Genomic DNA, 21,063 nt, shown 5'->3' with positions numbered 1-21,063 from the left:
CAGACCTGTGCTCTACGGTCGTCTGCCGTGACGACCCATGTCGATGACGACGGTCTGACGTTCTCTCACTTCGAGGCGTTCCGGCTGATCAACTTCACCTTCATCAAAGCCTGTCAGACGATCACCGCCCCGGACCTGAGCCCGAGGCACCGGGCCGAGAAACTGATGCGGTACCACGGAGACTTGCTCGCCGCGTACGGCCCTGGGGTGCCGCTGTCGTTCGGCGACTTTCGCCAGAAGCTTCTCGGCCCCATCGAAGGACTCCTCCCGCCGTGGCTGGACCGATCCGGTTTCGACGATCTCGATTTTCCCGTGGTCGACGAGGAGGGCTGCGTCACCGCCAATGCGTTCGATCTGCAGTGGGAGACCGCCCAGTTGCACCGGATCCTGAATCGGCTTCGGCGGATCGGCCGGATGCGGTTCACCGAGGAGCAACTCCAGGACGAGGTCGACCAGGATCAGATGTACGAGATCCTCAAGGGACGCGGCGACGCTCAGTACGTCAAGGACCGCACCACCCTGGTGGAGTGCCCTGCCGGCACGGCCGAGGAGCTGAACAAGCGCAACCTGCCTCTCAACGCGATCGGCTACTACGAGGCGATCCCGTACCACTCGATCTACCACACCTGGTGGTTCCCCTGCACGGTGTGCAAGTGGCCCATGAAGGTCAGCAGGCGGGTGACCGCAGGCCGCGAGTACTACCGAGTCGCCTGCCTTTACGGTCGGCATGCCGATACCGGTGCCAGTTTCACGTTCTGGCCCACCACGGGAGACGCACCGCAGTTGCACCCTGACAGCTCCGACACCCCCGCTCCGCACGAGGCTGCGCTCGGGCTGGGGACGACGGGTGCCGTGCCGGAGGCGAGGCCGACCGAGGGGTATCTGGCGCTCAAACGCGGCGTGTGGCGCTACACCTGTGTGCCGGGCCTGTATGAGCTGCGTCTGCATACCGTTCTGCGGGAGCGGCTGGCCGCCGGACAGATGGATGTGGACGAGGCCATCATGCTCTGGCCGATGAGCGATGCGTACGACCACCGCATCGAGGTCAAGGGCCCTGACGGAAGCGCGTACGTCTTCACCGTGGACGTGAAGGACTACTCCAATGTCCGCGTCCTGGCCGAGAGCCTGCACCGCAACGAGGGCGACAAGGGCGGAGCCGACTGGCTCGTCGTCCCCGACCACCGAGCCGACCAGATCCCGTTGCTGACCGTGACCTGCGAGAAGTACGGAATGAAAGCCGTGACCATGACCGAATTCGCTCAACTGGTCTGCCGGAGCGCCGGGGTGGTGTGGGAGTGAGCCAGACGACCGTCAAGGACTCCTTCATCCGCGCCGCGCTGGCCCTTGCCGCCCACTACTTCCCGCAGTGCGACGACGACGGCAGGCCCCTGGCCTCATTCCGCTATGCGGCGTTCTTCGCCAGCTGCAAACCACAGGCGTGGGACCGGTGGACCGAGCTGAGCAGCGAGGAACGCCTGCTCGTGGCCGGGGTGATGAAGATCGCCAACCCCGTCCTCGCCGATGAACGGCGGTTCGCCTCCGCAGCCCGGATCCTCCTTGGCGCCATGGACATCAGTGACGAGGAGGGCGAGGAGGCATCGGTCCAGTTGTTCACCCTGGCAGGCGACCCGCTCACCGCCACCGCGGCTCGCCCTCACCTGGGCGGGGACTACCTCGGCTACGTCGAGAGCCTTCTCGCGCCCTTCCGGCGGCCGAGCAGCCGACGCAAGCCCCATGACTTCGCCGCGCCAGGCCAGATGTATGAGACGAGTGAACGCACCGAGGGCAACGAGATCGTCCACGGGCGGGTCACCATCCCTCGCTTCCCGTCGTTCACGAAGCCGCTCGGCCACGACGCGCTTCCCAGCATCGCCACCCGGCCAGGCCTCGTCACGATCAGGGTCGCCGTCCAGGAGCTCAAGGACATCGCGCGGATCCTGGACACCCAGTACGAGAGCACCGAGACTGGCCCTTGGCTGCTCAAGGTGCTGACGGGCCTGCTCGACCGCCTCAAGGCCCGCGACACCGACACCGTCGACGTGCTGGACCTCTTGGCTGGCCTGACTCAGATCTTCCACGCGCCAACCGGAACCGGAAAGTCCGTGCTGGTCCGACTCCTGGGCTCGTGGGCCGCGCTCAACAATCACCGTGTCACTCTGCTCGTCCCCGACGTCAAGGCCACGCTCGCCTCGGTATGGGACATCAGCCGCGATCTCAAGATCCTGCACGAGGCAGGCAAGACCGAGCAGTTGGCGACCTGCGCCCCGCTGATGTCACCGTCTTCGCGGCACCACCGGGCTCTCAAGCACGCGTCCCTGGTCAAGGAAGACCCCGACGCCCCCGGGGAATGGGGCAAGCGAGGGCTCCGCGACGTCGACCACCTTGCCTACGGGTGCGCGCAGCAGCACTGGCTCGACTCCGCCGGCACCTACCACCCCGGCAAGGAGAACTGTCTGAGCCTGCGTGGCGGCGGAGACATGCTGGCTTGCCCCTGGATCCCGACCTGCGGCAAGTTCACCCCTGCCTACCAGGCCGCTGACGCCACGGTGATCGTCACCAACCATCACAACTTCATCCAGGGCACTATGAGGGTGGGCATCCAGATCGACGGCCGCCCGATCCGCTCCGTCACCGTTCGCGAATTCGTGCTCCGCGCCAGCGACTTCGTCATCATCGACGAGGTCGACGCCTTCCAGGCCGTCGCCGTCGACCGGTGCGCCACCACCGTCGACCTGCACTCCCGGCAGCCGTGGACAGCGGAACCACAGACCCTGGACATCGCGGCCAAGTACCTTCCGCTGCGGTTCGAGAACCAACTCATCGAACCGATCAGCCACGTCCGGCTCATGGCCGAGTCCCTGCTGACCGGGCTGTGTGCCAAGGCGTTCCGGCTCAACCACCACGACGATGCCAGGGTCGCTCGGCTTCGGCACGAATACGACTACGAGGGGTGGCGCCTGCCGCGTTCCAAGGACCGCGAGCTCATCAGCATCCTGTTCCCCGAGTACGAGGTCGGCGACGGACAACCGCTTCCCCGTGAGGCCGTCGACCGGCTCGACGCTCTGGTGCCGGCCCTTGACGTCAGCGAGGACGACGTGCGGGCCCGCACGTCCTTCTTCCTTGAGCCCGAGTGGGAAGGGGTCAACAGAATCCTGGGCACCGTCGTGTCGCCGCGCGGTATCAACCAGCGCGATGCGCTCAAACTCCGGCTGCACCAGGAACTGGTCCCGAATGTCAGCGACAGCCGCGCACGCAACCGGGCCATCGATCACCTCCTCATCCGCACACTGATGAGCGAACTGGACAGCTCCCTGGCTGGTCTGCGCGATGCCGCGCAGACCCTGCGCCACTCCGGTCTGATCTCCGCCAACAGCATCATCGACTCCATGCACTCCGGCGGCATTGCCGATGTGCTTCCGCACGGAACGATCGGCAAACCCATCAACGGGTACCGGGTCACCGGTATGAAGAACCCGGAGAAGGACGCCAAACTCTCCGCCCAGCACATGGCCGGTGACCCGCACACCTACGTGTCGGAACTCGGCGGACTGGTCTCGCTGATCACCGCAGGCGTGGAACGGCCCGTCTTTGGGCTCTCCGCCACGGCCTACTTCCCCCAGGCGGTCAAGGAGCACATCCACGCCCCCGTGATGTGGTGGATGACCGACGCGCAGGAAGAGTCCATCCTGGTCGAGTCCTCGGCCGTCACCTACGGGAGCGGCCACCGAAAAGCCGGGGAGCGCATCCCGATCGCAGGCCAGTTCCCCTCCGACAAGCCCGAAGCACTGCGCGAAATCGGCGAGCGACTGTACGAGACGAAGCTGTCGCGGAAACTCGCCCGCCTGGCCAAGACGGACAAGACCCGCGCCCGCGTGATCCTGACGGCCAACAGCTACGAGCAGTGCGGTCACATCGCGACTGGTCTCTCCAAGGCAAAAGGGCTCTCCCACCGGGTGTGCGTCCTCGTCCGGGAGGAAGACCGCCACAGCAATGTCCGGCACCTCCCCGATCCGACACTGGTCCGCCGCATCACCGTCGAAGAGGTCGAGGAGTTCCCCGAATTCGGCGACATCCTGGTCGCCCCGCTGGCTAACATCGCCAGAGGATTGAACATCGTCGTCAACCTCCGCTCGGCCATCCACTCCATCTACCTGTGCGTGAGACCCCCGCTGCTCATCGACGATCCGACCTGGATGTACGGCAGCGTCAACGCCGCAGGCATCAACGCCCTGCCCTCATCCGGTACGTCTGACCCTGTCGCGGCACTGCAGAACGCCCACGCCGCTGCCCGCGATCATCTGGCCACCATCCTGCGCTCCTCCCCGCAGCTGTCGACCATGGACCTCGTTCTCCAGGAGCAGATGGTCGCCGGGATGCTGGTCTCCCTCATCCAGCTCGCCGGCCGCGCCCGGCGCGGCGGCACCAACATGGAGCTGCACTTCGTGGACTACGCCTTCCAGGACGAGACCTGGAGCTCCGACCTGGCCAGCATCATCGACCGCATGGCCTCCCGCTGGCGGCCGGAAGAACGCCGACAGATGGCCGAACTGTACGGCGAGGCGGTCAACGCCTTCCTGACCTACGCGGGCGTCGACCTCACCCTTTCCGCATAGCCAAGCGCTCCCCGAAAGAGACCACCGCAGTGACCGACAGCAGCACACCCCTCCCGAGTACCCTCACCCTGCGCTGCACCCCCGAACTCGTCCAGGGCCAGAAGGTGTACGTGCGCATCTTCCCGCAGAGCGTGCGGGACGAATGGGAGAAGGTGAAGGGCGACGGGGACGACGAGCAGAAGAACCTGCCGTACTCGACCGCCATCACCTACCTGAAGTTCAAGACCGGCGGATACGTCCACCTCGACCAGTACCTCAACTTCCTGGTCTCGCTGGAGAAGATCGACGACGACACCCTGCGCCACGTCTTCCGGTGCATCGTCGGCTACAGCAGGGGGATGAACACCGACCAGGCCGTCCTCCTCGAAGTGCCGCCAGTGGCCGAAGCCATCGCGAGCACGCCCGAGCAGGAATTCGAGATGACCCGGTTCCTCAAGCCGACCCCTGGCAAGCAACCGAAGTGCCCCGACTGGATGTACGTCGCCGTGCCATGGGTGATCTCCAAGAAGCTCGCCGAGCAGAAGTTCACCATCTACGACCTTGTTCCGATCACCGAGAAGGTCCCCGCCAAGGAGAAAGACGGCTCCCCCACGCTCGACGCCAACGGCGGCCAGGTCCACAAGAACCGCACGATCGGCTGGAAGGCCAATCCGAACAAGCGCGAGGTCAGCTACCTGCCGGACAGCAGGGGCGGGCTCATCGCCTGGGACGCCCCCTTCGGCCGCAAGTACAACGTCCGCGACGACGGAACCGAGGTCAACGCCGCCACCAAGGCCCAGTACGCGATGTCCCGGCTCTCGGTGGTCATGAAGACCGAGCCCAACATCGTCGACCCCGTCATCTTCCTGGACGCCCACGTCACCCGCGTGGACAGCAACATGGTTCGTGCCAAGTCGACGCACATCCACCAGGGCAGCGACGGACTGCCGATCCTCCACACCGAACTGGTCCGCAACGGCACCGTCCGGGCGGTCAACCAGCGCGCTCTAGAGCTGCTGGCACGCGACAAGATGGACGTCAGCCTCCTGCATGAACTCCAAGCACGCGTCACGGAGGAGCGCGCGGTGCTGCAGAAGGCCGCCGACGACGGAACCTTTCCCACGTTCATCACCCCTGACGCCGGTGCCATTCGCCCACTCATGGCGAAGAACGACAGCTTCGCTGTCGGCACCGGCCCCGGCACCCTGCACCTACGGCTTCTCGCTGAGCACGTCACCAAGGTGCTGGGGGAGAAAGCCACCTGGGTCGACTTCGCGGTGGAGCCGATGGTCTTCGAGCCGCGCCCCACGGACAAGCAGAAGATGTCCCCGCAGGAGCGGGACCGCCGGACCAAGGCCGGCGAGGTCCTCCACAGCATTGGCTTCCCTCCGGCCGAGGAGATCACCGCATCGGTGAACGCCCAGGGCTTCGAACACCTGCGGATCGTGTGCCTGTGGTACCGCCACAGCACCCGTCTGCGCATGGTCAACGCCCTCTCCCTGGCGTTCCCGGACAGCCCGGCCATCGGTGACCCGCAGCCAGGCGAGGAGATCACCCTCGCGCCCGGCATCAGCGCAGTCTTCCGTAAGGCCGAGCGCTTCCTGGCCCATGGTGACGACATCGACCGGGCCGTGGAGTTCAAGGCCTTCGCAGACGACTTCGCCGACAGCGACTCGCACGTAATGGTCGGCGTCTGGTGCGAGACCGAGCTTCCGTCCCTGAAGAAGAATGACGGAGAGAAGCGGAACGCCTTTCTGCTCCGCACGGAGCGATACGACGGGAAGTTCCGGGTCCGCCGTCTCCTAGCCAAGAAGGGCTTCGTCTGCCAGTTCACGAGCGGGATGAAGCCAGGATCATTCGGAAAGCCCGCGACAGAGATCAGCCCCCCGAAGCCCGGGAAGGACCACGCCGCCTACATGGCACTGCTCGACCTGTACCGCTCACTCGGAATCATCGACCAGCGCCTCGCGCGGGCCATCGCGAAGGACAGGAAGGGAGACGAAGCCGGCAGCCTCGTCTACTGCGGCATCCATGCTCGCCGGCAGGCCAAGACGGCTGACGGCAAGCACACCAAGCGCATTATCATCGCCACGGCCCTGTTCCCGCCGGAAGAGGAAGAGGGTGCCTGGATACTGCGGGCGTGGACCCCCCTGATCGGGGCATGGGTGCCCTACCGGGAGGCGATCGCGGCCTTCCACGCGAGCGACTATGCCCTGCACGTCGACGGCAAGGGCCAGACGGACAAGGAACGCTGGGCGGAGGCCGCCGCCCAGGTCGAAGACGCCCTTGCCAGCCTCGTCCGCGACGAGCTGGAACCCGGCACACGCTACGTCGTCTTGGTCGACGGCCACGCCTGCCGCCGGATGTGGACGGGCCTGCACAACGAGAACCAGAGCTACGAAGAAGGGGACAGCACCGATCCACGTACCTGGCTACCCGGGTACGGCAAGGGCAAGAACGCCCCGCGCAAAAGGCCGAGCGCCGTCATCCGGATGAACGTCGCCCCGACGGAGGTTCCCCAGTACGTCCCCGTTTCCCGTGAGAGCGACCCGGAGACGGACAAGGAGGACATCGACTTCACCTCGACCAAGCTGCACCGCGCCCAGGTGGACTTCGGATACCCGTTCTGGGTCCTGTTCAACGTCCCACGCAACTACCAGGCCAAGGGCGGCGACCTCGGAAGCAAGATCACCCGCTGGGACGCCGATCCAGGCAAGGGCGGCGACGAAGGCGAGCGGGAGACGAACCAACTCAAGACCCCGTGGTGGGCCATGACAGCAACCGAGATTTACCCCGTCGGCGTCGCGGACGGCATCGACCGAACGATGCTGGCCCGCGCCACCGCGCGGCTGTGCCACCAGACCATCGCCTGGGCGGACCGTTCCCGGTACGCGGTGCCGCTGCACGCGGCAAAGCAGATGGACCTCGACCACCCCCAGTACCGCCGATCAGCACCGCCGGACGAACCGGGGGACCAGGACGCTGACGAGTAGCCTCAGCGCGCCGCGTCATCGTGCCCAGCCAGGATGGCTGGGCACGATGACAGGCGAGAGAGCGAATACTGATCGGATGGCCGGTGCGGCCGAAGGATCCGCAGCACTCCGTTCTCTCTGCGGGGCTTGGCTGTCCGTGTAGCAGGCGATGATGGGTGCGACAGCCGAGGTCTTGAAGAGGGGAGCGGCTCGCGTGCATCTGAGCCAGGTGAGAGTCAATGGTCTGCGTGCCAGTGCCGAGGCGGAGATCGACTGCCGGCTTCCGGGCCGGTTCAGCATCCTGATCGGCGCAAACGGCGCCGGGAAAACAACGGTGACCGATGCTCTCTACCTGGCACATCCCCAGCGCTTTCCCTTTCTACCGCGTACCAGCGCGGCCGCACTGGGCCGTGGCGAACGCAGCATCACCGTCGAGTACACCCTCGCGGACGCCCCGGAGGCGGAGGGACCACTCGGCCAGCAGCTCCACCGCGCGCACCACGTAGCTTCTGGCGAGGTCGCGCAGCGGTGGAGCACCCAGCTGGGCCGCAGCCTCGGTACCATCAGCAGCCAGATGGGGCCGATACAGGGGCCTCTGGGCACGGCTGACCCGTTCAAGGTCCTCTACCTTCCCGCATGGCGCCACCCGCTGGACGAGCTCGCCCGGCGCGAGGTCCGGATCCTGATCGAGCTGCTGCGGGCCCAACAGGAACGCATCGACGGCAGCCGCAGTCTGGTACCGCTGCGGGCGCGTGCCTCACACTTGCTGGAGGACCTGGCCAAGGACGGTGTCATCGCTGCCATCGAGGAACGCATCGGCGCTCACCTAACGGCACTGTCTGCCGGCGTCAGCCAGCAGTGGCCTTATGTGCGCGGACAGGTCATCGATGATGCCTACCTGGCCCGGGTCCTCGAACTGATGCTCGCGGTGATCGAGGGGCGCGGAAACGCCCGCCCACTGGAGGTCTCCGGACTCGGGTACGTCAACCTTCTCCACATCGCCGTCACACTGGCCGCGATCCCAGACCCGGCCAAGCGTGCCACCGGAGCCCCGCACCAAGACACCGACATACGTCCGGACGTCCCGGCCGATGAGGAAGCGGCCGCGGAGCAGGCCCGGGAACAGCTCCAGCAGGCTCAGGCCGAGGCCGAATCGGCCGAGGACTCCTTCTTCCCCGCCGACCCCTTCCACGCCACCATCGTCATCGAAGAACCCGAAGCTCACTTGCACCCCCAACTGCAACACGCCCTGGTCCGCTACCTGCGCAAGACCGTGCTCCAACGTCCGGAGCTGCAGATCGTGCTCTCCAGCCATGCCACTGACGTCATCACCTCGGCCCACCCCGAGGAAATCGTGGTGCTGCGCCGCACCGACGATGGCCGCCGCGTCTGTCGTCCCATTGCCAGCGTGCCGATGGCCGACCGGGCCCGGACCTTGCGGATGGCCCGCCTGCACCTGGACACCAGCCGCTCAGCTGCCCTTTTCGCCGAACGCCTAGTTCTGGTCGAGGGCGTCACGGAGGCCGCAGTACTGCGCGAATTCGCCAGGACATGGGCGGAATCGGACCCCCACAAGCAGGCATTCGTCGAAGCGCTGAGCATCGTTCCGATGGGCACCAAGGTCGGGGCGTGGGCAGTGCGACTGCTGGCTACCCGGGACGCGGAACTGTGCACCAGGGTCGCCGTGCTGCGTGACAGCGACAAACGCTTCGAGGAGACGCCAACCGATCCCTCGTGGATCGCGGACCACGACCCGAACGTTGCCCAGGTGTTCACCAGCCACCCCACCCTCGAGCCCGCCATCACCGAGGGCAACGAGAAGCTCATAGCCGCAGCTTTGGACGACATTGGTCTCGCTGGCCCGGAACAGATCACCCCTGAGACGGTCCACACGCTGTTTCAAAGCGCCCGCAAGGCCAAGGGCGACTTGCCTGCTGAATCTGCGGGACCCGGCTCCAAGCGCAAGGGTGAGTTCGCACTCGCGCTCGCCCAGCAGTTGGCCGACGCCAACGTCGGTGCCACGCCTCCGCGCCTTCCTGCTCACCTGCGCTCCCTGTTCGACTACCTGTATCCCGCGCCCGCAGGAGGGCCAGGGCAGGAAGCAGAAGACAACGATCAGACCGGTGCCGGGTCCACGGCACCTTCAACGCCGACGGCTCCCACCACAGAATGGCCGAAGATCTCTCCCAGTGATCCATGGTCCGACGAGGAGCCCGACCATGACTGACGCGGCCCTTGACGCCCTGACAAATCAGCAGTTGATAGCGGCGGGCTCACCACTGACCCGGGTCTACATCGAGGCTGCCCCCGGCTCCGGCAAGACCACAGTCTCGGCCTACCGGTTCGGCGCCCAGCGCTTCGCAGTGACCAGCGACCGGCGCGCCGTCGTCGCCGTCAGCTTCACCCGGTCCGCCACCGCCGAACTGCGCTCGCGCGTCCGGCAACTGTGGGGACGCGCCGCGATCAGTCCTCCGCACCGCATCGTCACCCTCGACACCATCATCTGCGACTTGCTCACCCACCTCCTGTGCCAAGGCGTGCTGCGCTGGCCCGGTGGCCACACTGAGCTGGAGGTCTCCGACACCTGGAGCTCCCGCTACAGCCCTGGCTTCACTTTCGGCGAGCCTCAGCTCATCCTGCAGGACAACATCCTCGTCCCTGCCGTCACATATCACCCGCGCCGGGGCAACTACGTCAGCCTGCACGACTTCACTGCCGGCGTGAACGAAGGCCGGTGCACCCACAGCGACGTGCGTGCCGTCCTCGAACTCGCCTGGAACCTGCCCGACGTCTCCGCGTGTCTGACCGAGTATCTGGCCGCCACCACCCGAGCCCTGATCATCGACGAGATCTTCGACGCCAACGACCTCGACCTCCACTTCGTTGAACTCGCCGCTGCCGCCGGCGTGTCCGTCACGGTTGTCGGCGATCCCTGGCAGGCCCTCTACGGATTCCGGGGCGCCCGCCCCGACCTGGTCCCGCGCCTCATCGAGCAAGCCGACCTAACCGAACTGCAGTTGAGCCGCTCCTTCCGATGGCGCACCCCGGAACAGGAGGCTCTGGCCACGGCCCTGCGCGAGCGTGAACCCATCACTGTTCAGGTCGGACCGCTCACCGGCGTCGATGCTGTCCTGGCACGTGAGTGGAAGCCCCTTTGGGACATCGACCCCGATGTCCTCCCCCTGGCGTTCCGCTCAGCGACCGGCAACGTACAAGAGGCCGCATCCACGCTGCTGCTCAACCAGCTCACCCGCGCTGCATTCGGTGAGCGCGCCGTCTACACCAACGACGCTCTGACCACCTTGCAGTTGGACGCCGATGCCCACTCCCGCCTCGAGCCGCTCCTCGACGAGGTCCTGGCTGCTCTCGTTGGCCCGCAGGCTCTGGACACCGTCCTCGACGCCTTGCACGCCGCCGTCACCACCGAGTCACCCAGAACGATGCCCGGCCGCCATCACAGTCACCGCACGCGCCTGCGCAACCTCCGCGCCCGAGCCAGGCGTGGAACCGACAACCTGATCCCAGGCCTGACCACTCACCAGGCCAAGGGCCGGGAGTGGGATGCCGTGGCCGTCCACCTCAAGCCGGGTGACGCAGGTGCGCTTCGCCTCGGGCTGGACCAAGCCAACGAGGACCACCGCAAGGTGTACGTGGCGCTGACGCGGGCCCGCAGCAAGACGATCGCCGTCGACTCCTGACTACCCGTGCGTGGGCGGCCAGGTGTGGGCTTGATTCGGTTTGACGGACACCTCTGATCTGGGGCTTCGGCCTCGAGAAGGATGATGTCCATCATGGAGAGCATGGGGGAAGAAGCCACGCCCTCGTCGCTCGTTCACGCCGGAGTTCAAGGCCGAGATCATCGAGCTGTGCCGGCGCGGTGACCGCTCGGTCGGTCAGGTCGCCAAGGACTTCGACCTGACCGAGACGGCGGTACGGGACTGGGTGAAGCAGGCCCAGGTCGATGGCGGCGAGGGCGACGGCCTGACCGGCGACGAGCGCGAGGAGCTGGCGGGGTTGCGGAGGGAGAACTGTCGCCTGCGGGAGGACGTGGACATCCTCCGCAGGGCCACGGCTTTCTGCGCGCAGGAGACCCGGTGACGGTGCACCCGCTCATCGAGGCGGAGAAGCAGGCAGGTCACAACGTCAAGCGGGCGTGTGAACTGCTCAAGGTCTCCCGAACCGCCTTCTACGCACGCCGCACCGCCGTCCCCGGTCCCCGCGCGATCCGCGACGCCGAGCTGACCGAGAAGATCACAAAGGTCCACGAGGACTCACGCGGAAGCTACGGAGCCCCGCGAGTCCATGCCGCGCTCCGAAAGAACAGCGACCGGTGCGGTCGTCGTCGGGTCGCCCGGCTGATGCGCCAGGCCGGCCTTGCGGGCCGGCACCGCAGGCGGCGCCACCGCACCACCGTCCCGGACTCGCGGGCTGCCGCCCGGCCGGACCTGGTCCTGCGGGACTTCCGGCCCGACGCCGCTGTTCTCGACGTGTGCTGGTGCGGCGACATCACCTACGTCCCGACTGAGGAGGGCTGGCTCTACCTGGCCACCGTCATCGACATCGCCTCCCGCCGCGTGGTCGGCTGGGCCACCGCGGACCACCTGCGGATGGAGCTGGTCGCCGACATGCTGCGGGCCGCCTACCGAACCCGCCGCCCGAGCGGGCCCCTCGTCTTCCACTCCGACCGCGGATGCCAAAACACCAGCCGTGAATTCGCCTTTCTCGCAAGCGAGGTCGGAGTTCGACTGTCGGTCGGCCGGACCGGCCAGTGCTGGACAACTCGCTCGCCGATCCCTTCTTCGCCACTCTCAAGCGGGAGTTGCTCGGCAACTGCCCGTGGCTAAGCCGGGCCGCAGCACGGACCGCGATCTTCGAGTGGGTTGAAGGCTGGTACAATATGCGCAGGCTGCGCAGCAGCCTCGGCTACCGCAGTCCCGCCAAATACGAGACCGCTCTGGCGGCCTGACTGCCACGCCAACGGTGTCCGTCAAAGCGGAGCAAGCTCACCCCCATCGACTGAGACCGTGCCACGCGGCCTGACACCCTACAGTTCCTGTTGGCGTGCAGCACAGGTTGCGCGGAAACGCTGGTGCACTTTGCGTGATCTCGGCTGTGCCGACGCGGTCGCGAAGAGCAGGTTGCGCACGAACGTCCCGAGCATCATCGCCGCCAAGCACCTGCGGGACTACGCACGGGTTGATCAGCTCATAATTGGAGTCAGCGCCGAGCGACCCGGTGCCTCGTACCCGCCCCGGGTGCCCTCACCGCGATCGGAGAGCATCGTGAAGAACAGTGCGTTGTGGCGAGTGGTCGATAACGAGAGTGGTGCCCAGTCCATCGTCAGCACGCCCTCCGAGGCGGTCGCGTTCGTCAACAGCCGGTTCGACACCGATGACGACGACGAGCCGTTCAGCATCACCGAGGTCGGCCCTCTCCTTCCGAAGCCGCTCGGGGTCATCACCGCATGGGCCGCCAAGAAGGACGGCGAGCGAACCGACGGGCGTCCTGCGCCGATCACCATCAGGCCTGTTGTGACGGATAACGCCATCGAGTGCGATGACGTCGTGCTCTGGGACGACGTGTATGTGTCATGGGACCACGACAGGTACACCGTCGAGGACGGCTCCGAGTACCGCGAGGCTTACAGCGCAGCCGAGTTGAGCGAGATCCTCGACGAGTACGCCGACGACTACGAGTACGTGCCTGAGCCTGAAGGGTCTGACAGCCACACGCTGCCGAACCCGCAAGAGTTGATCCGCTACGGCGCCCAAGAGTGTGCCAACCGCTTCGGGCACCTTGACGACGACGCACTGCTCTGGCTCGCCGCCACCCGCATCACGCTCGCCCTGTGGCGCAACACACCCGTCGAGAACTGGCATGCAGGGAAGAGCCCGCTGCACGACGGCACGATGATGCGGATCAACGCGGCAACCACCCGGATCGTGCGCTCGATGCTGTCGTTCGACCATGTCGACTGGATCGCTGTCGGTCTCGCGATCGTCAACCCGTCTCGGGTCCTACCGACTGGGCAGTCCGTGCTCGAGATCGGGCTGACCTGCCACAACCCTGACGACCCGGCGCACGAGGCTGATCCGCGAGAAGACCTCGCGGAGATGGCGCAGGGCGCGGTCTCATGGGGGCGAAGGTACCGCCTTCACGAGAAGGAATTCGGCCTGCGAACCCTGATCGAGTCCCTCTCCGCGTTCGACAACGGCTGGTTCGGAGCACCGAGTTGGGGACGCATCGTCGATCGGTTCCTTACAGCTGTCGACGACCGGGAGAATGCGCACTGGCGCATACACCGGGACGAGCCCTGGTTCGACGAATGGTTCACCAACCGCCCGACCGACATTGCGGACACCACGGAATTCCGTCGGCTGCTCCATGCCGGGCCTGACCTGCTGTCCGAGGAGGCCGCCGAATGGTGCGTGGAAGGCGCCATCGGCTACATCTGCCAGGACGACCACGCGAACGGCTGCTGGCGGTGTGCTATCCCGCTGGCAACGGAGTCCCCAAACGAGTGAACGTGGGCACCAGCGTAGGAACGTATGGATGGATCGAAATCAGCGAAGAGGAGCCTCGCCAGTTCGAGGCGCGACTCGTAGATGACGTGATCGCGAACGGTGCCGGACCAGTAAGTGCCCGGCAACGCCGCTGGCCCCTATATCAGCGGAAGGTCCGCCAGGGTCCCGCCGACGCAAGCCCGTCGATCGATGACGCGGTCCACTCCCGCTTCTCGACCAGGCCGCCGTTCGCGCTCCGCATGCTCACGATGATCGATGCCGCGCTATGCCCCGCCGCCGTGAGTCACCCCCAGATCATCGGCAGCCTCCTCCTTGAGCGCTACGTTCACATCCGTGTGAGGCGCCCACGCCGGACCTGCGGCAAGGCCACCCGGACGAGTGGCGGCAGTGGCCAGCGATTCTCAACCCCGTGTCAGTTCGGCCAGTCACATGACATCGCGACTGAGAAAATGACACGGGATCTGCGAACTACACATGCCGCACGGCGATCGAACGGCGCAGTGTCATACGCCCTCAGTAGCCTTGGCGGATGACCCCGATCACGCACCGACCAGCCGCTGAACTCCCCGGCGATCCGGCCTACTTGCGTTTCGTCTACCACCACGCGCATCCGGCGGACCCGTACGACGACGAGGACACTCTCGAGCAGTGGCACGTCTCCGTCCTCGCACCGCTCGACGACGAGGACGACGAGGAGGGATCCGGCGACGGTCAAGACCCGGACCTGGCTCCGGTGATCGGCAGGGTCCGCCTCTACCGTCTGCGCGACTACACCGACGGTGACCGCTGGAGCGCCGCCGACGCCGAGTCAGGAGATCTGGAAGTCATCGCCAGCACCGTGCTGCGCGGAGTCAAGAGCGGCCAGTCGGGCTACTGCAAGGCGTTTGAGCGGCAGGTCGAAAGCCCGGTCGGGGACCTGCTGGTCCTCGACCGCGTCTATCTCGACAAGCAGTGGCGCGGATTCGGCCTGGGACCGGTCATCGCGGCCGAGGCCATCCGCAGACTGTCTCCCGGGTGCTGCGCTGTTGCCACCTACCCGGCGATGGGCGAGTACTCGAAGGGCCGGGACGAGACCACCGAGACGGACCGCAGGCGCGCGAAGAAGAAGATCGCTGCTCTCTGGGAGAGCATCGGCTTCGAACGGTTCCGCGAGGGAGTGTGGCTGCTCGACACGGCCCAGCAGACACCGATCGACCTCCATCAGCAGCACCGCGGACACCTGAAGGCACTCTCGCACGCCTACCGGACCGCGCGACGCAGCTGAACATACGACTGACGACCCTGGCCAGGGCTCCGAGGGCGGGTTCAGAAGAGCGCGTCCTGGCGTGGGGCGGTGAGGGCGGCGATCGTGGGGTTGGACACGCCGAGGAGCATGAACGTCTTTGGGCGGGCGGCGATGTTGCCGACGAAGAAGTGCGTGGCCCGATCGGGCGTGACCGTTCTGGTCCACCAGCGCTCGCAGGACGTCGGCGAGCCGGTGGGCGGGGTAGGTGCGGCGGAACTTGCGCCACGACTGGCCGGCTTCCCAGTCGTGCAGACCCATGTCGTGGCCCCGGCAGGCGTCGTCGTTGCAGCGGAAGCGGTAGCGGAACTCGTAGGGGACCCATTCGAGGGGCCGGTGGTCGGGGTGCAGCACGTCGGTCTGGTTGACGATGCCGTGCTGCTCCGTGGTCCAGGGGCTGGCGTCGGCGAGGCGGAAGGAGTCGATGCGCGCAGGGCGGAACAGCCCGAGCGAGGTTCCGTCGGCGGCCTGGAGGCGTTTGATCGCGCATAGGGACGGCTGGATCAGTGGTCTGGCGATGTCGAGGCGATCCGCCCAGCCGCCTCGGCTGCTGACGGTGTCGACGACTCGGAGGGTGTCCAGGTTGGGGCGCAGGCTCTCGGGTCTGCGGTCGGTGTGGTGGCGCCGGATGTCGACCTCGACGACGGAGTACTTCCCGAACTGCTTCTCCTCGTCGAGCAGTCGGTGCGAGACGGGGAACAGCCGCACGTGCCGCACCGGGTCGGTGTCCAGGCGGATTCCGGCGACGCAGCAGGTTTCCAGGTACTTGTGCGAGACGTCGGGATACGTCTTGACGGTGATCAGGACGCGCGCTCGTTCCCAGCCCGATGCCGACATGCCAGCCCCCTGGTTCGACTCCTGTCACCATTGGGCGCCCAGGGTGTCGAACGCGCAAGAGTACCTGTCCGGACGGGAGTTGAAGCGGATCAGGCCAGGGCGGCGACGGGCAGCGCGGTGCGCTGGTGCAGTTCCGCCAGCACGGCCTGGCGGTGGCAGCGGCTCTCGTCCTGCTCGAAGCACAGCACCGCCACCGAACGCTCGACGGCCAACTCGGCCAGTTCCGCCAGCTCCCGGCGGGCCGGCTCCGCCGCCAGGACGTCCGCGAACGCCGCCAGGCCCTCGCCGACGCGGCCGTCCCAGAACGGCGCCCGATTGTCCTTCGGGTTGCCCAGCGAGCGCAGGTGCAGGTAGGAGATGTCCGCCTCGGCCAGGGCCGCGCTCAGCCGGGTTTTGCTGAACCCGGGCTTGCGGCTGATCGGTGTTAGTCGGACGTCCGCCACCGCGTCCACGCCCGCACCGACCAGCGCCGCCACGAACGAGTCGATCGTCCGCCCCTCGTACCCCGTGGACCACAGGCCCGGCACCGCACCCGCAGCCGCCACCAGCTCGTCCACCGTCACCTCCAGGACCTGCGCCAACGCCGCGACGGTGAACAGCCCGGGCTGCGCCACGCCCTCGCACTCCAGCCGGGACAGCGTGCGCAGGGGCACGCTGGCGGCGGAGGCCAGCTCGGGTCGGGTCAGGCCGCGGGCCTCGCGCAGCGCCCGTAGCCGGCGGCCCAGGCGGTGGGCGCGAGCGCGTTCGGAGCCATCGGCGTAGGAGCGACCAGACATGGCGGAAATCCTAACGAGCAGTCAGCCGGCGGTTGTCGCCGCGTCCTCAAATGGGTGAAGGCCGCGACTGGCGTTGGCGAGGGCGACGCTCCAGTGCAAGATCGCGAGCCACTGGTCGCACCCATGGAAGTGCGTACGGGCTCCACACCCCGGCGCTTTCCTTCCAGTAGCGGCGCCGCCTGAGTGGCCACGCGCTGGTGGTGACGCAGCAGCGTGGACGCGGTGGACGCAGGCCGAAACGGTGTTCTTCAGTCGATGTCGCCAGGCTCCCAGCCAGGTGGGATCTTCGGGAGTCCGATCAAAGCGTCGATGCCGAGGTGTTCGAGGAGCAGGGCCTTCAGGTTGCGGCCGTCGATCAGGTCCAGTCGCTGGCCGTTGCGGTGCGCGATCTCCCAACTGGCCTTGCCGTACCAGGAGGTGGTGACGAGGACGCCGCGGGCGGCCTGCTTGTCCTGGAGGGTGCCGAGCAGGGCCCTCACGACCTCGGGGCTGACGACGTTCTTGGTGCGTTTGGCCTGGACGGCGATCACCGTGACGCCCACCGGGTCACGGCGGACGGCGACGGCGTCCAGGCCGTCGTCGCGGGAGTTCTGGGTGCGCCAGGTCTCGTAGCCCATCGCGGTGAACAGCTCGCGCACCAGGCGCTCGAACGCGAACGGGTCCATCTGCAGCAGGTCGGGGCGGCTGTCGAGCGGGCCGACGACGGCGGTGTCGGCGGCGATCTTGAACCGGGCGGGGTCGAAGTCGACGATCGGCGGCACGGGCTCCAGGTCGTGCGGGTGCCGAGAGACCACCGCGCCCAGGTTGCGCAGGCAGCGCTGCGGGTCCAACCGCGGCTCGTCCAGGACGAGTTCGGCGAAGTCCGCACGCTCGACCACCATGCTCACCACGCACGGGCGCACCGCCCGCCCGGTCGCGGGATCGGTCGTAGCCACGTGCCCGTTCAGGATGACCGTGCCCACCAGGTGGACCGGTGTCACCGAGAACGCCTCGTCCAGCGCCCGCAGGGCCAACCGCGCCAGCAGCCGCCGGTAGGTCTCCTGCAGGTCGGCCTCCTTGACCGGCAGCGGAACGACCTCCCCGCGCTGCGCGACGAACCGGTACCCGGACACGGCCGGCACGATGTCCTGCGAGGGGAGCGCCACCTCGACGAGCAGCTGCCCGGCCTCCGGCATGTACCCGACCGCCGCGTCATCCCGGCACCCGGCGGGCACCGGCGAGCGCCGCAGCAGGTCCTCCACCACCTCCGCCACCCCGGCGGCCCCGTCGTGCGCCAATGCCTGCTCGACGAGCGGGTGCCAGTCCTCCAGTCCGTCCGGCCGGTCGCGCAGCACCGCCTCCAACTCGTCCAGCACAGCCGCGACTTCACGGCTGCGCTGCTCGGCCTCCTCCTTCGACCGCTGCTTCAGCGCCTCGCGCCCAAGCCGCTCCCGCTCCCGGACCGCACGTTCCTGCTCGCGCTGCCGCTGCTGTGCCTCGCGTTCGCGCGCACTCTGGCGCTTGGCGAGGTCGGCCTCGATCCGGGCCGCCTCCTTGGCCTTCGCGGCGTCTTCCTTGGCGAGGAGCTTCTCCCCGGCGGCCAGCAGACGGGCGTGCTCGGCCGCCGGATCAGGCCGACGGGGCGTGCGCGGCCGTCTCGCCGCAGCGGGCTTCGCCGCGGCCGACTGGCCGGCCCCGGCCTGGGCGAGCTTGGCCTGCTGCTTGGCCAAGAGCGCCTCCGCCAGCAACTCCGCCACCGTCTTGCGCCGCGCCAACGACCCTCCCCGCCCCCGGCCGCCCCACGGCGGCACCCACCCGACCTCCGCGAGCCCTACCCACCCGTACCCACGCCGAACCGGCGGTACCGGGCAGCTGTGGAGCAGCCCCAGGCGTGGGTGGTCGGCGGTGCATCGGATGCCACCCTGCAGCCCGAGCGCGCCAGGGTGGTTGCCGCTCCGCTATTTCGCTGACCCTCAGTCACATCGGCTACTAGCATTCACATACGTCGCAGATCGCCGACCGTCCCACCGCCCTCGCACGCCACAAGGTACCGATGAAGATCAAGCGAGCACGCATCCAGAACTTCCGCAGCCTGCGGGAGGTGGACATCGAGTTCGATGCGACGACGTGCTTCATCGGGCCGACCGGCGCGGGGAAGTCCACCGTCCTGCGGGCGCTCGACTGGTTTTTCAATGGCGAGAAGACGCTCTCCCTGGACGAGCACGACCTCCACTCCGCGGCCGACAGCCGCCGGATCACCGTCGAGGTCGAGTTCAACGACCTCACCGAGTACGACCGTGGCGTGCTCGGCAGCTACGCCCCGCCCGAGAGCGACACGGTGATCGTGTGGCGCACCTGGGAGGACGGCGAGGACAAGATCAGCGGACGGGCCCTCGCCTTCCCTCCCTTCGAAGCCGTCAGGGCCGTGCCGACCGCGATGGCCAAACGGAAGGCGTACGGCGAACTGCGCGAGCAGCAGCCGGACCTGGAACTGCCGTCCGTAGGCTCTGAGGCCGCCGTCATGGAGGCGCTCTTGACCTGGGAGCGCGAGCACCGCGACCGGCTCGTCCCCACCGAGCGCAACGGCACTCACTTCTTCGGCTTCGCGGGCCAGAGCAAACTTGCCGAGCTGATCGACTTCGTCTTCGTCTCCGCCGACCTGCGCGCCGCGGAGGAAGCCGACGACCAGAAGGCTTCCGCGCTGGGCCGCATCCTCGACTACGCGGTGAACCGGACCCAGGAGATCGAGGCCCTCAGCGAGCTTGAGAAAACCGCCCACGCAGAGCGGCTGAAGATCCAGAACGAGGCGTACAAGCCGGTCCTCGACAGGATCTCGGGTGCGCTCTCCCGAGAGCTCGCGCAGTTCACGACGGGACGCGGGATCGCGCTCGCGCCGGTCGTCCACACGCCCAAGCCGGCCAGAACCAGCTTCAAGGTCAGCGTCTGGGACGGCGCCGCCGAGACCTCCGTCAGCCGCCAAGGCCACGGCTTCCAGCGTGCGCTGATCATCGCCGCCCTCAAGCTCCTCGCCGAGACCCGACGGCCCAGCCAGGAGACGCGCACCCTGTGCCTGGCCATCGAGGAGCCCGAACTCTTCCAACACCCCGCGCAGGCAAGGATCTTCGCCGATGTCCTGCGCAACCTCGCCACCGCCGAGGGAAGCCGCGTCCAGGTCACGTATGCGACCCACAGCACCGTCTTCGTCGACCACCGTGCGTTCCACCAAGTACGCCGCCTGCGCCGCGACTTCGTCGACAACCACCCCACGACCCACACCAGCCAGGTCACCGTGGACGACCTCTGCGAGGCACTCGCCGGCTACGTGAAACCGGACAGCGTGCGCCGCCACGCCGGCCTCCGCTGCACCGACACCCTCGCCGAAGGCTTCTTCGCCCTGGCCGCCATCCTCGTCGAAGGCGACACCGACGCAGGCCTGATCACCGGTTGCGCCCAGAACATGAACCTCGGCCTCGCCGCCCAGGGCGTCAGCGTGATCCACGTCAACGGCAAGAACAACCTGATCCTCTGCCACGCCATCCTCACCGCCCTCGGAGTGCCCTGCTACGTCGTCTTCGACGGCGACTGTGGCATGGCGGACCGGAAACTGGCCTCGATCCAAGGACGGGAAGGCGACGACGACTACCTTCAAGCCAAGAAGAAGATCACCACGGCGGCCGACGACGCGGCCCGGATGAACGTCGACCTGCTTGGATACCTGGGCGCACGCAAGCGGGTCCCCTGGGCCACCTCCACCTACACCGTCTTCGACGACAACCTGGAGGAGTACCTCAAGGGCGCCTGGCCCGCATGGTCCAGGCGGATCAAGCAGCTGATCGACTCTGGCGACGGATTCCCCGGCAAGAACGCCCCCACCTACCGGGAAGCTGCCAGCAGCGCGGAAGGCAACCCGCCCTCGTTGCTCGTCGAACTCCTCGCCAACGTCCAGGAACTGCTGAAGAGCAACACGCCACCCGCAGATCACATCCTGCCGCGGCAACCCGGACCGCAGGCTCCTGTTGAGGCAGCCGGCATCAGCGGCGCAAGCCGTGTCGGCCGCTGACAGCTTCACGGACCCGCCGCTTGTTCGGAACCGACCGCAGA

General features: G+C 67.3%; 13 protein-coding genes and 1 pseudogene. 12 read left to right on the top strand and 2 right to left on the bottom strand.

The features are described 5' to 3' along the window. Window positions 1-27 precede the first annotated feature (27 nt). From ACGFWJ_RS31450 to ACGFWJ_RS31400, 11 genes and pseudogenes are all read left to right on the top strand, one after another. On the top strand, window positions 28-1,299 hold the full coding sequence (locus tag ACGFWJ_RS31450; RefSeq protein ID WP_392955542.1) for a hypothetical protein: 1,272 nt from the start codon (window positions 28-30) through the stop codon (window positions 1,297-1,299). After that, window positions 1,296-4,613, top strand: a complete 3,318-nt coding sequence (locus tag ACGFWJ_RS31445; RefSeq protein ID WP_392955540.1) for a hypothetical protein — start codon at window positions 1,296-1,298, stop codon at window positions 4,611-4,613. Before ACGFWJ_RS31450 ends, ACGFWJ_RS31445 begins: the two co-directional genes overlap by 4 nt. 29 nt (window positions 4,614-4,642) lie before the next feature. Further along, window positions 4,643-7,585 carry an RNaseH domain-containing protein gene (locus ACGFWJ_RS31440; RefSeq protein ID WP_392955538.1) on the top strand — a complete coding sequence of 981 codons (2,943 nt, stop codon included), beginning with the start codon at window positions 4,643-4,645 and terminating at the stop codon, window positions 7,583-7,585. Window positions 7,586-7,778: 193 nt separating this feature from the next. Further along, window positions 7,779-9,791: an ATP-dependent endonuclease gene (locus ACGFWJ_RS31435; protein WP_392955536.1), complete on the top strand. Its 2,013-nt coding sequence runs from the start codon at window positions 7,779-7,781 to the stop codon at window positions 9,789-9,791. Then, complete coding sequence (locus tag ACGFWJ_RS31430) at window positions 9,784-11,262, top strand: UvrD-helicase domain-containing protein (protein ID WP_392955534.1); 1,479 nt, start codon at window positions 9,784-9,786, stop codon at window positions 11,260-11,262. Before ACGFWJ_RS31435 ends, ACGFWJ_RS31430 begins: the two co-directional genes overlap by 8 nt. A 130-nt stretch (window positions 11,263-11,392) precedes the next feature. Further along, a pseudogene (locus ACGFWJ_RS31425) lies at window positions 11,393-11,662 on the top strand (transposase); the annotation flags it as partial. Further along, window positions 11,659-12,408: an IS3 family transposase gene (locus ACGFWJ_RS31420; RefSeq protein ID WP_392955533.1), complete on the top strand. Its 750-nt coding sequence runs from the start codon at window positions 11,659-11,661 to the stop codon at window positions 12,406-12,408. The pseudogene ACGFWJ_RS31425 and the gene ACGFWJ_RS31420, both read left to right, overlap by 4 nt. Next, window positions 12,333-12,530, top strand: a complete 198-nt coding sequence (locus ACGFWJ_RS31415) for an IS3 family transposase (RefSeq protein WP_392955532.1) — start codon at window positions 12,333-12,335, stop codon at window positions 12,528-12,530. Before ACGFWJ_RS31420 ends, ACGFWJ_RS31415 begins: the two co-directional genes overlap by 76 nt. Window positions 12,531-12,846: 316 nt before the next feature. Beyond that, a complete protein-coding gene (locus ACGFWJ_RS31410; protein ID WP_392955530.1) occupies window positions 12,847-14,088 on the top strand; it encodes a hypothetical protein in 1,242 nt (413 codons plus the stop codon). A gap of 529 nt (window positions 14,089-14,617) precedes the next feature. Then, the gene (locus tag ACGFWJ_RS31405; RefSeq protein WP_392955528.1) at window positions 14,618-15,352 is read left to right on the top strand and encodes a hypothetical protein; all 735 of its coding nucleotides are present in this window, start codon (window positions 14,618-14,620) and stop codon (window positions 15,350-15,352) included. A gap of 108 nt (window positions 15,353-15,460) precedes the next feature. Next, a complete protein-coding gene (locus ACGFWJ_RS31400; RefSeq protein WP_392955526.1) occupies window positions 15,461-15,862 on the top strand; it encodes a hypothetical protein in 402 nt (133 codons plus the stop codon). A gap of 434 nt (window positions 15,863-16,296) precedes the next feature. On the opposite strand, the gene ACGFWJ_RS31395 is transcribed toward ACGFWJ_RS31400, so the two are convergent. Beyond that, window positions 16,297-16,983 (bottom strand): DUF488 family protein, encoded by a 687-nt coding sequence (locus ACGFWJ_RS31395; RefSeq protein WP_392955524.1) that lies wholly within the window; start codon window positions 16,981-16,983, stop codon window positions 16,297-16,299. A 248-nt stretch (window positions 16,984-17,231) separates the two neighbouring features. After that, window positions 17,232-18,737 carry a restriction endonuclease gene (locus tag ACGFWJ_RS31390; RefSeq protein WP_392955522.1) on the bottom strand — a complete coding sequence of 502 codons (1,506 nt, stop codon included), beginning with the start codon at window positions 18,735-18,737 and terminating at the stop codon, window positions 17,232-17,234. 278 nt (window positions 18,738-19,015) lie between these two features. Between ACGFWJ_RS31390 and ACGFWJ_RS31385 the strand changes: the two genes are divergently transcribed. Then, on the top strand, window positions 19,016-21,022 hold the full coding sequence (locus ACGFWJ_RS31385; RefSeq protein ID WP_392955520.1) for an ATP-dependent endonuclease: 2,007 nt from the start codon (window positions 19,016-19,018) through the stop codon (window positions 21,020-21,022). Window positions 21,023-21,063: the final 41 nt, after the last annotated feature.

Origin of the sequence: Kitasatospora sp. NPDC048407 (assembly GCF_043200475.1) — a bacterium.
GTDB lineage: Bacteria > Actinomycetota > Actinomycetes > Streptomycetales > Streptomycetaceae > Kitasatospora.
This window is presented reverse-complemented; position numbering and strand designations above follow the sequence as displayed.

Bases quoted from the DNA above. Each gene is read 5' to 3' on its own strand.
- ACGFWJ_RS31430 (WP_392955534.1), top strand. From the start codon at position 9,784: ATGACTGACGCGGCCCTTGACGCCCTGACAAATCAGCAGTTGATAGCG.
- ACGFWJ_RS31405 (WP_392955528.1), top strand. From the start codon at position 14,618: ATGACCCCGATCACGCACCGACCAGCCGCTGAACTCCCCGGCGATCCG.
- ACGFWJ_RS31400 (WP_392955526.1), top strand. From the start codon at position 15,461: ATGAACGTCTTTGGGCGGGCGGCGATGTTGCCGACGAAGAAGTGCGTG.
- ACGFWJ_RS31395 (WP_392955524.1), bottom strand. From the start codon at position 16,983: ATGTCTGGTCGCTCCTACGCCGATGGCTCCGAACGCGCTCGCGCCCAC.
- ACGFWJ_RS31385 (WP_392955520.1), top strand. From the start codon at position 19,016: ATGAAGATCAAGCGAGCACGCATCCAGAACTTCCGCAGCCTGCGGGAG.